This is a genomic window from Paenibacillus sp. LX16 (assembly GCF_036252815.1).
GTDB lineage: Bacteria > Bacillota > Bacilli > Paenibacillales > Paenibacillaceae > Paenibacillus > Paenibacillus polymyxa_B.
Genome location: NZ_CP141152.1, coordinates 4,870,215 through 4,884,810, shown reverse-complemented (window position 1 = coordinate 4,884,810; position 14,596 = coordinate 4,870,215). Strand labels below are relative to the sequence as shown.

The window sequence follows — 14,596 nt, the reverse complement described above, 5'->3', positions numbered from 1 at the left end:
CTTCAGATTACAGACACTATAAAACATTGTTAAGAGAAGTGCAGGGGGAGGAGCAACATCATGGACGTATTGGACTTGGCACGGTTGCAGTTCGCAACCACAACGATTCTTCACTTTGTTTATGTGCCGATCTCCATTGGATTGTCGTTATTGGTGGCAATTATGGAGACTATGTATGTTATCAAGAAAAATGACTTGTACAAAAAAATGGCTCAATTCTGGGGAACGTTTCTGCTGATTAACTTTGCACTGGGCGTAGTCACCGGGATTTTGCAAGAATTCCAGTTCGGGATGAACTGGTCGGACTTTTCCCGTTTTGTCGGTGATGTATTCGGTACGCCGCTGGCGATTGAAGCGTTGCTTGCATTTTTCCTGGAATCGACCTTTATCGGATTATGGGTATTTGGTTGGGAAAGATTGTCCAAAACGGTCCATTTAATCTGTATGTGGTTGGTATCGATCGGTACGATGTTATCGGCATTGTGGATTCTAGCTGCTAATTCATTCATGCAGCGTCCAGTAGGATATGAGATTCAAAATGGACGTGCAGAAATGAAAGATTTTGCTGCTCTGCTAACGAACGAACAACTGCTATGGGAATTCCCACATACATTGTTTGCTGCTTTTGCAACGGGGGCATTTCTGATCGCGGGTATCAGTGCATGGAAGCTGATGCAAAAAAAGAATATGGACTTTTTTAAACCTTCTTTTAAATTGAGTATTATTGTTGCCTTAATCAGTGCCATTGCTATTCCTTTGTTTGGTCATGGACAGGCTCAATATTTGGTGAAAACACAACCGATGAAGATGGCTGCCAGTGAGGGCTTATGGGAGAACAGCGGTGACCCCGCTCCTTGGACAGTTATCGCATGGATTGATCCTGGAAAAAAGGAAAATACCTTTGAGATTAAAGTTCCTTTTGCTTTGAGTTTCCTATCCTATAGTAAATTTACCGGCTCTGTGCCTGGTATGAATGAGCTGCAAGCCCAATATGAAAAAACCTATGGTCCGGGTGATTATATCCCGCCAGTACGTACCACGTTCTGGAGCTTCCGCATTATGATTGCGGCGGGATGTGGCATGATTGCACTCGCTTTATATGGAGCTTACCTGACGTTCCGTAAAAAGTTGGAAGGTTCACATCGCTGGTTCTTCCGTCTTATGATATGGGGGATATCCCTTCCATTCATTGGGAATACTTCAGGTTGGGTCATGACTGAAATAGGTCGCCAACCGTGGACTGTATTTGGTCTGCTTCAAACGAAAGATTCTGTTTCGCCTACTGTTGTGGCTGGAGAAGTGCTGTTCTCGTTCATCTCATTTACCACATTGTATTTAATTTTAACAGGTGTGCTGGCGTTTCTGTTTTACCGTACGGCTCGCAAAGGTCCAGATATTGAGCCGCATCAACAAACGGTAATTCATGATCCTTTTGCTCAAGGGGGTGACACCATTGTCGCTAAATGATTTATGGTTCCTATTGATTGCTGTGCTGTTTACTGGCTTCTTTTTTCTGGAAGGCTTTGATTTTGGCGTAGGAATGGCCACAGGATTGGTGCCGCGTAATGACCAACAAAAACGTTTGATGATCAATACGATTGGTCCATTCTGGGATGCCAACGAAGTGTGGCTGATTACAGCAGCAGGTGCGATGTTTGCCGCTTTCCCACATTTTTATGCAACCATGTTCAGCGGATATTATCTGGTATTTGTCTTTATTTTGCTAGGTTTGATCTTGCGTGGAGTTTCTTTTGAGTTCCGCGGCAAGGCTGAAGGGAAATGGTGGACAGGAACGTGGGATGCCTGCATTCTGATTGGCAGCTTTCTACCGCCGATGCTGTTCGGTATGGCTTTTGCGGCTTTGGTGAAAGGTGTACCTATTCAGCAAAACATGGATTTGAAAGCTGGATTTTCAGATGTGTTCAATGCATACACCGTATGGATTGGACTGACAGTGGTCGGAATGTGCCTAATGCACGGGTTGACATTTATTTCCCTGCGGACGATTGGAGAAGTACGGGATCGCTCTCGTGTGATCGCATCCAAGTTTCTTCCGGTATTGGGCATTTTACTCGCGGGCATGGTGGTAGGAACTTATTTTACAACGGATTTATTTGCACGTCGCGGTCCCTTTATGTATGCTGCGGTTGCGGTGGGAATTGTCGCCTATGTGCTGACAGGGTACTTCCTGAAGCAGCGCCGCGAAGGATGGGCCTTCGGGATGACAGGTGCAGTGATTTTGCTGACCTTCGTTTCGTTATTCGTCGGTTTGTTCCCAAGATTTATGGTGAGCTCGATTAACAGTGCTTTTGATTTAACGATTTATAATGCAAGCTCCAGTCATTACACACTGAAAGCCATGACGATTGTTGCAGCAACGCTTTTACCCTTTGTGCTGGCTTATCAGGCATGGAGCTATTTTGTTTTCCATAAGCGTCTCAGTGAGAAGGATCATTTGGAATACTAATGGATAAGGCATGGTTTGAATTAAAGGGCATTCGGCCAGTGATGCTGCTACTGGCTGCCCTTTCCCTGCTCCAGGGGGCCGCAGTGATTGCACAAGCAGTCTTCTTGGCAAAGGCTGTTACGATTTTATTTGAACAAAATCCGCTGGTCATGGCTTGGCCGTCGCTGGCGTTGTTTTTCGCTGCTTTTGCAATGAGGCATACGGCGATCTGGCTGCAACGCCGGACAGCTGGCCGTTTTGCCGAAGCTTCAGGCGCTTCCTTACGGGAGCGTCTGCTTGCACGTTTGTTCGAACGGGGGCCGGGTTTTGCAGCGCAGGAAGGCAGCGGCAAGTTGGTGACGCTAGCGCTGGACGGCATGGATCGTTTTCGCACGTATTTGGAACTGTCCATTCCTCGTATGATTGACATGATGGCTGTAACTATACTTGTGCTTGTGTATGTTTTCACATTGGATGTCATTTCAGGTGTGATATTGACGACTACGATGCCAATTCTGGTAGGCTTCTTTATTTTGCTCGGCTTGGCGGCGCGGAAGCAGGCAGACAAGCAGTGGCGTTCCTATCGTCTGTTATCTCATCATTTCACGGATTCGCTGCGTGGACTTCAGACACTAAGATTTTTGGGTCGTAGCCAAGAGCATGGGGAAACGGTTGGAAAGGTCAGCGACCAATACCGCACGGCAACGATGCGCACGCTGCGGGTAGCGTTTCTTTCCTCATTTGCCCTCGATTTTTTTAGTATGCTATCGGTCGCTTTTGTCGCAGTAGGCTTGGGTCTGCGCCTGATTAGTGGCTCGGTGGGTTTGGAGGCAGCACTGGCGGTGCTTATTCTGGCACCAGAATATTTTATGCCCATACGCCAGTTGGGATCAGACTATCATGCTTCACTGGATGGTAAGGAGGCTTGGGGAGCAATACGCTCCATTCTCAGTACAGAAGATGATACGACTGAGCCGAATAAACAGGCAGTTAACGATAAAGGATTGGACATCACGGGACAGGACATTATCGAGCTGTCTGATGTGTGTCTCCTTAATGAAGACGGTTCGGCTCGGCTTGAACATGTGTCTGCACATGTTGAACCGCACATGAACATGATCGGCATCGTTGGAGCTAGTGGAGCAGGTAAAACGACGCTGCTTAGTCTGCTTGGCGGCTTTGCTGATCCGACTTCGGGCGAGCTGCTCCTGAATGGATGTGGATTGGCTGGGGATGCCAAAGCTGAATGGCAACGGCATATTGCCTATATTCCACAGCATCCATACCTGTTTAGCGCTTCTCTGGCAGATAATATCCGCTTTTATGAACCGGAGGCATCCAACCAGCAGGTAGAGTGGGCGATTGACGCGGTTGGACTGCGGGAACTGGTAGACGGTCTTCCGGGTGGATTGAATGAACCCATTGGTGAAGTAGGCCGGACACTGAGCGGAGGGCAGGCGCAGCGGATTGCATTGGCGCGGGCATTGCTCAGTAATCGTCCGGTCATTTTATTGGATGAGCCTACGGCGCATCTGGATATTGAGACAGAGTGGGAGCTAAAACAGACGATTTTATCGGTTTTGAAACACAAAAGAGTGTTTCTTGCCACCCACCGGCTTCATTGGATGCCGGATATGGACTGTGTCTGGATGATGGATCAAGGTCGGCTGGAAGAAGTAGGCTCCCATCAGCAATTGATTTCCCGTAAGGGGGCATATTACCGATTGCTGACGGGGATGTCGGAAGGAGGGAACGGACGATATGAGAGTAACGGACAATAGCAGACAAGGCTGGTTTATAACGTATCTGAGACAATATTTTTGGGCCTTTCTGGTAGCTGCTCTTTTGGGCGCACTGGCCATTGGATGTGCGGGCGCGTTGCTCTTTACGTCCGGTCATCTGATTACCCGTTCGGCCTTAAGACCGGAAAATATATTAATGGTGTACGTTCCAATTGTGCTTGTGCGAACATTTGGCTTTAGTAAAGCGGTTATTCAGTACCTGGAGCGCTTGGTAGGACATGATGCCGCACTACGCCTTGTGTCCCGTATGCGGGTGCGCTTATATCGGGCAGTGGAACCGCAGGCGCTGATGATTCGCAGCAAATTCCGTACAGGGGATCTATTGGGATTGCTGGCAGAGGATATTGAGCAGCTTCAAAACATCTATCTGAAGCTAGTTCTGCCTGCGCTATCGGCTTTGCTGATTTATGCAGCAGGCATCTGGGCGCTCGGACGGATGGACGGAACCTTTGCCTTGCTCATGGCGCTATATGGCGGATTTTTGCTTTTTATTGCCCCAGCCATCTCACTATGGACCTCACTCGCCAAACGGCGAATGTTCAAGCAGGAACGGAGTAAAGCCTATCAAGAGCTGACGGATGCTCTGTTCGGCATGAGTGATCTGGTGCTGAGCGGACGGACTGGGCATTTCCTGAGTACCTTTACACAACGGCACAATAGGGCTGCCGTAATGGAAAATTCACTTCGCCGGAGCGAGTGGCGTTCTCATTGGATCGCACAATGCGTTGTAGGTGGCGGGGTTGTGATTATGACTGTGTGGGCCGGGGGACTGGTAGCACAGAATCGTATAGAAGCCACATGGCTGGCATCCTTTGCTCTTGTGGCTTTTCCATTGCTGGATGCCTTCGTTCGCGCTGGAGAAGCGGTGGTTCATGCGCCGGAGTATCAGGATTCACTTCGACGGTTAAAGGATTCGGAGAAAGACACACCTACACCGGGAGCAGGCGGAACAGCAGGCACTCTAGAGGAACAAGCCACCGCTCTGCGATTGGGTCACGGAGGGGACCTGCTGCTGAACAAGGTAAGCTACCGCTATGCGGCAACGCAGGAATGGAGCGTGCGTGATATCTCTTTGCACGTACCGCAGGGGGGCAAGGTTGCATTGCTTGGTCGCAGTGGTGCGGGCAAGTCCACGCTGCTGAACCTGATTCAGGGAGCATTGCAGCCTGATGAAGGTAGCGTCACTGTCGCAGGGATTCCCGTATACACAGGTGGAGCATACTCCAATCTATTTGCGGTGCTAAACCAGCAGCCGTATTTATTCGATACAACGGTAGCGAACAATATTCGGCTGGGACGACCCGATGCTACGCTGGATGAGGTTCGTGCAGTAACAGAGCAGGTAGGGCTTGGAACTCTAATTGATTCTTTGCCGGAGGGCTACGATACCCGAATGCAGGAGACGGGGCTTCGTTTTTCCGGTGGAGAAAAACAGCGAATTGCACTGGCGCGGATTTTGCTACAAAATCACCCGATTGTTTTACTGGATGAGCCGACGGTGGGGCTTGACCCGCTGACAGAGCATGAGCTCATGCGGACGATGTTTCGTGTGCTGAAGGGCAAAACATTGATCTGGATCACGCATCATCTGACGGGAATGGAGCATATGGACGAGGTGATCTTTATGGAAAAAGGGGTCATTTCCATGCGAGGAAGCCATGAACAGCTGTGGCAGGAGCAGTCCCGATACCGCAGCCTGTATGAGCTGGATCATCCGAGCCTGTGAAATGAGGTATTTAAAATTTTGATTAACTTTTATATACTGGTTAGAGTTGATGCGTCACATGTAGACATTCAACTGGAGGGGCTGATATGAATGAAAACACTTATCTCTAAGCATTGGCATTTGATGCTGATTGGTTTTGTAGCCCTGAGCATGGGCGGGTTTGTCTTGTTTTATTTTCAGGGGAGCGTGTCGTCGTTTCCGGCCGTTCAACCTAAACAAGCTCAGGAAGAGCCAGACAAGACCAAATATGAGATTGTTACCGTGGGTGTAAAAGGGGACGGCTTCTATCCTAAAAATATTGAAGTGAAAGCCGGTGTTCCAACCAAAATCAATTTCAAGAAAATGACATCCTTTACTTGCATTGATGAAGTGCAGTCGTTGAAGATCGGAATGGACGTTTACCTGGACCACGAAAATAATTATTTTACCGTCAAGGACTTAAAGCCGGGGGTATATGAGTATAATTGTGGCATGTACATGTACTACGGGACGATCACGGTAAAATAAATCAAAAAAAGCTTTCTGGCACATTGATGCCAGAAAGCTTTTTTTCCTTCAATCAATTAGGTTAATTGCGACAGTATGTGTATATATATCATCATCCACCTGTGGTGCAATGCACTATCCTTTACCTCTAATCAGCTTACATTGCTGATCTTTTGTTTTTTACAAGACTTCTCTCAGAAAAATTAAATGAAAACGGAGCAGGCGGAATGGTGCTGGACAAGCGAAGCGGTCGCCTTTATCCCCGGATTTCTACCTTTGTGTGCTTATTCAAGAAATCCGGGGACAACAGCGATGGGAAGCACCATCCGCATGCGTAGTGGCACGAATGTAATTTTTTTCATCCCATATATCTAATTTTGAACTGATTTTTCTCCTAATTCGTCGGGTATCCGCTTCCAAGCCAGCAAAGTATGATAATAGTATCTAGAGATGAGGAGGAGCTTGTTATGGAATCTTCAACTGAAACCGCTTCCAACAATGGTGCTGTGATTCCTGAATCCAACCGGGGAAGACCACGCAAGGCTCGCGGCCCGAAGCATGAACGTGGTAGAAAAGGTTTGTGGGACAGTGTGAAGCAGCAAAAGTATCTTTATTTTATGTCCATTCCTTTCGTCATATGGGTGTTTGTTTTCAGCTATCTTCCGCTCTGGGGCTGGACGATGGCGTTTCAAAATTATAAGCCAGCCAAATCTTTTACGGACCAGAAATGGGTAGGGCTGAATAACTTTATTGAGCTATTTCAGGATGAACGATTTTATCTGGTATTACGCAATACGCTAGCGATGAGCCTGATGGGGATTATATTTGGTTTTGTCGTACCGATCTTCTTTGCAATTCTGTTAAATGAGCTGCGTGGTATGCTGTTCAAACGGTTTGTGCAGACAATATCCTACCTCCCGCATTTTGTATCCTGGGTAGTTGTGGCCGGTTTGGTCACCAAGATGCTGTCCATTGACGGAGGCATTGTCAACGATATATTGGTAGCGCTTCATATTGTGGATGAACCAATTCAGTTCATGGCAAAGGGGAGCTGGTTCTGGTACATTGTAACCGCTTCCGACATATGGAAAGAGACGGGCTGGAATACGATTATTTATTTAGCTGCAATCACCGGAATTGATCAAGAACAGTATGAAGCATCACGCGTGGATGGAGCGAGCCGCTGGAGACAGATGTGGCATATTACACTTCCGGGTATCCGCTCGACGATTGCCGTTCTGTTCATTATGGCGATTGGACATCTGGTGAGCAACGGTTTTGAAAAGCAGTTCTTGCTTGGCAATAGTCTCGTGACGGATTATTCCGAGGTGCTGGATCTGTACGCGCTCAATTACGGGATTAATTTGGGTCGCTTCTCTTATGGGACGGCAATTGGTATTTTTAACTCACTGGTTAGTATTCTGCTGTTGTTTACGGCGAACGGTATATTTAAAAAACTGACCAAAGAAAGCATCATGTAGGGAGGGAGAAGCGAAATGACGAATAAGGCATTTAATGCTACCCGGTCTGAGAAGCTGTTTGATCTGTTCAACTATATCCTCATGGCTCTGATCGTGGTGTTGACGCTGTACCCGTTTCTGAACGTACTTGCGATTTCCCTGAACAATTCAACGGACACGGTTCGCGGTGGTATTTATATATGGCCCCGCCAATTTACGCTCGAAAATTACAAAACGATTTTCCAGTACGATGGCCTTCTTCAGGGACTGCAAATATCTATTCTTCGTACTTTGGTCGGGACGGTACTCGGATTGATCTGCGCGTCTATGCTTGCTTTTACATTGAGTCGGGTCGAGTTTCGCGCTCGTAAGTTTATTTCTACGTTTTTGGCGTTGACGATGTATTTTTCCGGCGGGATGGTGCCCGTGTTTATTTTGATGCGTGATCTGCATCTGCTGGGTTCGTTTTGGGTGTACATTTTTCCAGGCTTAATTAGCGCATTTAACGTGTTTGTTATTCGTTCCTTTATGGACGGTTTGCCGTATGCGCTGCAGGAGTCTGCCAAACTCGATGGGGCAAATGATTTTACGATTTACTGGAGAATTATTTTGCCGCTGTGCAAACCAGTATTGGCAACGATTGCTCTTTTTCTGGCAGTAGGTCAGTGGAATGCTTGGTTTGATACGTATTTGTATAATGGTGGGGCGCCGCAATGGACGACGCTACAGTATGAGCTGATGAAGATACTGCAAAGTACGCAGCAAGGCGGCTCCAGTATGACGAATAGTAACGATATGGCTAAGCAAATGGCTCAAATCTCACCAGAGTCGATCAAAATGGCAATCACGATTACGGTTACGCTCCCCATCCTGATGGTGTATCCGTTCTTGCAAAAGTATTTTGTAGGCGGTATGACGCTGGGGGCAGTGAAATCATAAAAGCCGAGATTCCGGTAGTAAAATAAGTAGTTATTTGCAGGAGAAGTCATCATAGGAATATAGGAGGATTTATACATGAAAAAACACTGGTCCAGATTTGCACTGATTCCCCTGCTCGTGGTGTCACTTACCGCACTCGCAGGTTGTGGAGGAAGCGATAAAGCAGCGAAGGAAGGCACATCCAGCAGCACAGACCCGATTACGTTTAGCTTCTTCGGAGCAGATACAAGCCCGCAATGGAATGGAATGAAGGATGAAATAGGCAAGGAAATTACCAAAAAAACAGGTGTAACCTTGAATGCGGAATTTGATGTCAGCGGTGGAGGTGGAGATGACCGAATTGCTTTGATGGCAGCAAGTGGAGAATACCCGGACTTGGTTTCTCCTAAAGCGAATATTAATAAGCTTGTGGATGCGGGGGCCATGATTGATCTGACAGATCTGATCAACGATCACGCACCCAATCTCAAAAAGCTGTATGGACCCTATATGGATCGTTTGAAATACAGTAATAAAGATCAATCCATCTATGTCCTCCCTACGTATGCAGGTGTGGGACAGGAGAGTTTTGACGCGACGGGGGGATTTGAAATTCAGCATAAGGTGCTCAAGGAGTTAGGATATCCAAAGGTAAGAACGCTACAGGATTATGAAAACGTACTCAAAACCTATGCAGCCAAGCATCCGACGATCAATGGCAAAAAAACGATCCCACTCACGCTGGATGCAGACGACTGGAGAATTATGATTACCGTAACGAATCCTGCCTTCCAGACGACTGGAGCGCCGGATGATGGTGAATATTTTATTGATCCCCAAACGTTTGAAGCGAAGCTTCATTACAAACGTCCAGAAGAAAAAGAATATTTCCGTTGGTTGAACCACATGTACAATGAAGGACTGCTCGATAAAGATTCGTTTGTGCAAAAAAGTGATCAATACAAATCCAAAATTGCCAGCGGTCGTGTCCTCGGTCTGATTGACCAGGAGTGGGGTTATCAGGATGCTGAAAATGCGTTAAAAGCGTCAGGCAAGGCCGATTCCAGCTACGCGCATTTTCCAGTTACACTTTCGGAGGAATACAAGGATCGTTCCTTTCAGGATACAGGCTTCGCGTCAGGTTATGGTGTAGGTATTACGGAAAATTGCAAGGACCCGGTGCGGGCCATTAAATTCCTGGATTATTTAGCTTCCGATGAAGGACAGGTGTTAGTGAACTGGGGGATCGAAGGCAAGCATTATGAGATCAAAGATGGCAAACGCATCATTCCTGCGGATGTGCTGGAGCAAAAAACGAACAATGCAACCAACTTCAGTAAGTCTACTGGGATAGATTTGTACACGCTCATCAGCGGACACTACGGTGATGGCGTGAAGGACCCTACAGGTAACTACTATACTGCCAAATTCCCGGAGCAAATTATTGCGGCCTATTCGGAGCCGGAGAAAGAATCCCTTAAAGCATATGGCGTAAAAACGTGGAAAGATCTGTTCCCGGACAAGAAAGAATTTGATGTAAAGCCTTGGGGCGCAGCCTATAACCTGACAACAGACAATGAATCCAACTATAACGTTACATTCAAAAAAACGACCGACATTATCCGCAAACGTATACCCGAAGCTATTTTAGCACCAGCTTCCAATTTTGATACGGTATACGACAACATGATTAAAGAACTGGATGCTGCCGGAGCTGTCCAAATGGAACAGCAATACACGCAACTGGTGAAGGACAGAGTGGAGTTATGGAGCGGTAAGGCTTCTAAATAGCTGACTGTTTTTAACGAAATTTTGAATGCCGGAATGACAGAGCGCTTGTCCTTAAGGTCCATACGGGATTAGCGCTCTGTTTGATCTTGATGGGGAGGGTTTGATGTGACGAAAAGCGAAAGACCACAGTCCCTGCGTTTATGGTATCGCCAGCCTGCTGAGGTATGGGAGGAAGCATTGCCAGTCGGTAATGGAAGGCTGGGAGCTATGGTATTTGGCGGAATCAGAGAGGAACATTTGCAATTAAACGTGGATACGCTCTGGTCCGGATTTCCCAGAGATGGCGTTCAGTATGATGCATTGCGATATTTGCAGCCTGTCAGAAAACTGATTGCAGATGGAAAATACAAGGAAGCGGAACAACTGATTAATACGAATATGCTAGGTCGCGATACGGAAGCCTATCAGCCTTTGGGAGATTTGTGGATTACGCAGGAGGGCCTAGGGGAAATTGTGCATTATGAACGGGAACTGGATTTGCTGACCGGAACGGCAGCGGTCACTTTTCAAAGTGATGGAGTCCGCTATACCCGTGAAGTTATCGCCAGTGCGCCAGATGGAATCATGATGGTGTCACTGACTGCGAATAAGCTTGGGAAGATCCATGCATCTGTGCACATCACTTCCCCCCATCCTTGTGAAGACGAGGTTGGAGAGGATGCACATTTTGGTGATTCATCCAAATGGGATAGCGATAATGACGATCCATCCGATGAGTCGATCAGGGACTTTATTACGTTGGCTGGCCGAGTGCCCAGTCATGTGGAATCTAATTATCGCGGTGATCATCCACAGTCTGTCGTTTATGAAAATGATTTGGCGATGGCTTTTGCAGTTCAGGCGAGGGTTATTCCCGAGGGAGGAATCTTGACGAAGGGTGCTGATGGAGCACTGATCATCTCGGGCGCGGATAAAATCACGGTGTATTTGGCAGCAGCTACCGGATTTCGGGGATTTCACGCTATGCCGAATAGTAATGCAACGGAATCAGCAGAAGCCTGTCAAGTCATTTTAGACGAAGCAATTTCGCTGGGAAATGAGCAGGTGCGGCAACGCCATGAACAGGATCACCGAAAGCTGTTTGACCGCGTTGTATTAGAACTGAGAGGTGATACTCTAACCGACGACTCCGTTCTACCGACAGATCTGCGATTAGAACGTTATCAGAAAGGTCAGGACGACCTGGGGCTGGAGGTGCTGTTATTTCAGTATGGCCGCTATTTGCTCATGGGCAGCTCGCGTCCGGGGAGTCAGCCTGCCAATCTTCAGGGCATCTGGAATGACCGGGTGCAGCCGCCGTGGAACAGTAATTATACAACCAATATTAATACTCAGATGAACTATTGGCCCGCAGAGGTATGCAATCTTGCCGAGTGCCATGAACCATTGCTGCACATGATTGGAGAAGTCGCTCGCACGGGACGGAGGGTAGCCTCCATCCATTATGGTGCTCAAGGGTGGGCAGCTCATCACAATGTAGATGTGTGGAGATACGCTGGACCTTCAGGGGGCCATGCCAGTTGGGCATTTTGGCCGCTTGGGGGTGTATGGCTAACTGCTCATCTATGGGAGCGCTATCTGTTTACCCTGGATACAGCCTATTTGGCAGAACAAGCTTATCCACTCATGAAGGGGGCGGCAGCCTTTTGCATGGACTGGCTCGTGGAAGGCCCGGAAGGTCGGCTTGTGACATCCCCATCCACATCACCTGAAAATAAATTCAAAACGTCGGATGGCGAGGAATGCAGTATATCTATGGGCTCCACCATGGATATAACGCTGATTCGGGAGTTGTTGGGTAACTGCATTCAAGCTGCGGACCTGCTGGAATTAGACGATGAGTTCCGCAACCGCTGCGAGGAGATACGGGACAGGTTAATGCCCTATCAAATTGGCCGTCACGGCCAGTTACAGGAATGGTTTATCGATTTTGAGGAAGCGGAGCCTGGGCATCGACATGTTTCGCATCTATATGGGTTGTACCCCGGTCGGCAAATTCACATCCGTGATACCCCGGAACTGGCTGAGGCGGCCCGCATATCGTTGCGTCGACGGCTTGATCACGGTGGTGGGCATACCGGATGGAGCTGTGCCTGGTTGATTAACCTGTATGCTCGACTGGAAGATGGCGAGGCCGCACATCGGTATGTTCGCACGTTGCTGTCGCGATCGATCTATCCTAATTTATTTGATGCTCACCCGCCTTTTCAGATCGACGGTAATTTTGGTGCGACGGCGGGGATTGCAGAAATGCTGCTACAAAGCCGTCCGGGAGAGCTAACGTTACTGCCTGCCTTGCCAACGGCATGGTCGGAGGGACGGGTCAGTGGATTGAAGGGACATGGCGGGATGACGGTTGGCATGGAATGGTCCGGTTCCCGGCTTGTCCGTGCTCAACTGGCCACATCCATCTCAGCAGGAAGCTGCACGATTCGCAGTGCACATCCATTTAGCGCAGATGCTCGTCAGGCTCTGCCTGATCCTGAGCATGGAGGATTTATTTTGTCATGGATTTTTACCAAAGAGCAGGAAACAACGAACGGACATACGATTATAATTGAAGGAGAGGAATAGATATGACCATTTTTCAATTTCCGCAGGACTTTATGTGGGGGACCGCGACGGCAGCCTATCAAATCGAGGGAGCTTATGAGGAGGATGGGAGGGGTTTGTCGATCTGGGATACCTTTGCCCATACGCCTGGTAAAGTGTTCAACGGTGATAACGGTAATGTAGCTTGTGACAGCTATCATCGCTACGAGGAAGATATCCGCCTCATGAAGGAACTGGGCATTCGTACATACCGTTTTTCAGTGTCCTGGCCGCGTATATTTCCCAATGGTGACGGTGAAGTCAATCAAGAAGGATTGGACTATTATCATCGCGTAGTCGATTTGTTGAACGAAAACGGGATTGAACCGTTTTGCACACTGTACCATTGGGATTTGCCTCAAGCGCTTCAGGATGCTGGAGGATGGGAGAATCGTCGTACGATTCAAGCATTTGTCCAGTATGCAGAAACGATGTTCCGCGAGTTTCACGGTAAAATACACCATTGGCTGACATTCAATGAACCGTGGTGCATCGCCTTTTTATCCAATATGCTAGGAGTTCATGCCCCGGGTCTGACAAATCTCCAGACAGCCATTGATGTAGGACATCATCTGCTAGTTGCGCATGGTCTTTCTGTGCGCCGCTTCCGCGAGCTGGGCACCAGTGGCCAGATCGGTATCGCTCCCAATGTCTCCTGGGCTGTCCCTTACAGCACATCTGAGGAAGATAAAGCCGCTTGTGCACGCACCATTTCCCTGCACAGTGACTGGTTTCTTCAACCTATTTATCAAGGCTCGTATCCTCAGTTTTTGGTAGAATGGTTTGCGGAGCAAGGAGCCACCGTGCCTATTCAGGATGGGGATATGGATATTATCGGCGAGCCTATTGATATGATCGGTATCAATTACTATAGTATGTCGGTTAATCGCTTTAATCCTGAAGCTGGGTTTCTTCAATCTGAAGAAATCAATATGGGGCTACCCGTAACGGATATCGGCTGGCCAGTGGAGTCGCGTGGGCTGTACGAGGTACTGCATTATTTGCAAAAATACGGTAATCTCGATATTTATATCACAGAGAATGGGGCTTGTATCAACGATGATGTCGTGAATGGCAAGGTTCAGGATGACCGTCGCATTTCGTATATGCAGCAGCATTTGGTGCAGGTACACCGGGCTATTCATGACGGTCTTCATGTCAAAGGATATATGGCATGGTCACTTATGGACAATTTTGAGTGGGCAGAGGGATATAATATGAGATTTGGCATGATTCATGTCGATTTCCGCACACAGGTCCGCACCCCGAAGGAAAGTTACTATTGGTATCGAAATGTAGTAAGTAATAACTGGTTGGAGACCAGACGTTAAACGAAGAGCGATTAAAAATATAGCAAAGACGGATCTGTCTTCAC

Annotated in this window: 10 protein-coding genes; all 10 read left to right on the top strand. The window is 47.8% G+C overall.

Annotated elements, in window-relative coordinates; genetic code table 11:
• The first annotated feature begins 60 nt into the window (after positions 1–60).
• The 10 genes from T3H97_RS22000 (at position 61) to T3H97_RS21955 (ending at position 14,552) form a co-directional block, all read left to right on the top strand.
• Positions 61–1,467, top strand: a complete 1,407-nt coding sequence (locus T3H97_RS22000) for a cytochrome ubiquinol oxidase subunit I (protein WP_328800877.1) — start codon at positions 61–63, stop codon at positions 1,465–1,467.
• A complete protein-coding gene (gene cydB, locus T3H97_RS21995; protein WP_328800876.1) occupies positions 1,454–2,467 on the top strand; it encodes a cytochrome d ubiquinol oxidase subunit II in 1,014 nt (337 codons plus the stop codon). The genes T3H97_RS22000 and cydB overlap by 14 nt, the downstream gene beginning before the upstream one ends.
• Positions 2,467–4,227 (top strand): thiol reductant ABC exporter subunit CydD, encoded by a 1,761-nt coding sequence (gene cydD / locus T3H97_RS21990; RefSeq protein WP_328800875.1) that lies wholly within the window; start codon positions 2,467–2,469, stop codon positions 4,225–4,227. Before cydB ends, cydD begins: the two co-directional genes overlap by 1 nt.
• Positions 4,208–5,974 carry a thiol reductant ABC exporter subunit CydC gene (gene cydC, locus T3H97_RS21985; protein WP_328800874.1) on the top strand — a complete coding sequence of 589 codons (1,767 nt, stop codon included), beginning with the start codon at positions 4,208–4,210 and terminating at the stop codon, positions 5,972–5,974. The genes cydD and cydC overlap by 20 nt, the downstream gene beginning before the upstream one ends.
• Before the next feature lie 90 nt (positions 5,975–6,064).
• Positions 6,065–6,481: a cupredoxin domain-containing protein gene (locus tag T3H97_RS21980; RefSeq protein WP_250240390.1), complete on the top strand. Its 417-nt coding sequence runs from the start codon at positions 6,065–6,067 to the stop codon at positions 6,479–6,481.
• A gap of 446 nt (positions 6,482–6,927) precedes the next feature.
• Positions 6,928–7,941: an ABC transporter permease gene (locus T3H97_RS21975; RefSeq protein ID WP_328800873.1), complete on the top strand. Its 1,014-nt coding sequence runs from the start codon at positions 6,928–6,930 to the stop codon at positions 7,939–7,941.
• A 15-nt stretch (positions 7,942–7,956) separates the two neighbouring features.
• Positions 7,957–8,859 (top strand): carbohydrate ABC transporter permease, encoded by a 903-nt coding sequence (locus T3H97_RS21970; RefSeq protein ID WP_023990333.1) that lies wholly within the window; start codon positions 7,957–7,959, stop codon positions 8,857–8,859.
• Between the two features lie 75 nt (positions 8,860–8,934).
• Positions 8,935–10,629, top strand: coding sequence for an ABC transporter substrate-binding protein (locus T3H97_RS21965; protein ID WP_328800872.1), 1,695 nt, complete (start codon positions 8,935–8,937; stop codon positions 10,627–10,629).
• Between the two features lie 105 nt (positions 10,630–10,734).
• A complete protein-coding gene (locus tag T3H97_RS21960; RefSeq protein WP_328800871.1) occupies positions 10,735–13,203 on the top strand; it encodes a glycoside hydrolase family 95 protein in 2,469 nt (822 codons plus the stop codon).
• Positions 13,204–13,205: 2 nt separating this feature from the next.
• Positions 13,206–14,552, top strand: coding sequence for a GH1 family beta-glucosidase (locus tag T3H97_RS21955; protein WP_328800870.1), 1,347 nt, complete (start codon positions 13,206–13,208; stop codon positions 14,550–14,552).
• Positions 14,553–14,596 lie beyond the last annotated feature (44 nt).

What these genes read in the sequence shown, in the direction of transcription:
- T3H97_RS22000 (WP_328800877.1), top strand. Translation starts at nt 61, where the DNA reads ATGGACGTATTGGACTTGGCACGGTTGCAGTTCGCAACCACAACGATT.
- cydD (WP_328800875.1), top strand. Translation starts at nt 2,467, where the DNA reads ATGGATAAGGCATGGTTTGAATTAAAGGGCATTCGGCCAGTGATGCTG.
- cydC (WP_328800874.1), top strand. Translation starts at nt 4,208, where the DNA reads ATGAGAGTAACGGACAATAGCAGACAAGGCTGGTTTATAACGTATCTG.
- T3H97_RS21980 (WP_250240390.1), top strand. Translation starts at nt 6,065, where the DNA reads ATGAAAACACTTATCTCTAAGCATTGGCATTTGATGCTGATTGGTTTT.
- T3H97_RS21975 (WP_328800873.1), top strand. Translation starts at nt 6,928, where the DNA reads ATGGAATCTTCAACTGAAACCGCTTCCAACAATGGTGCTGTGATTCCT.
- T3H97_RS21970 (WP_023990333.1), top strand. Translation starts at nt 7,957, where the DNA reads ATGACGAATAAGGCATTTAATGCTACCCGGTCTGAGAAGCTGTTTGAT.
- T3H97_RS21965 (WP_328800872.1), top strand. Translation starts at nt 8,935, where the DNA reads ATGAAAAAACACTGGTCCAGATTTGCACTGATTCCCCTGCTCGTGGTG.
- T3H97_RS21955 (WP_328800870.1), top strand. Translation starts at nt 13,206, where the DNA reads ATGACCATTTTTCAATTTCCGCAGGACTTTATGTGGGGGACCGCGACG.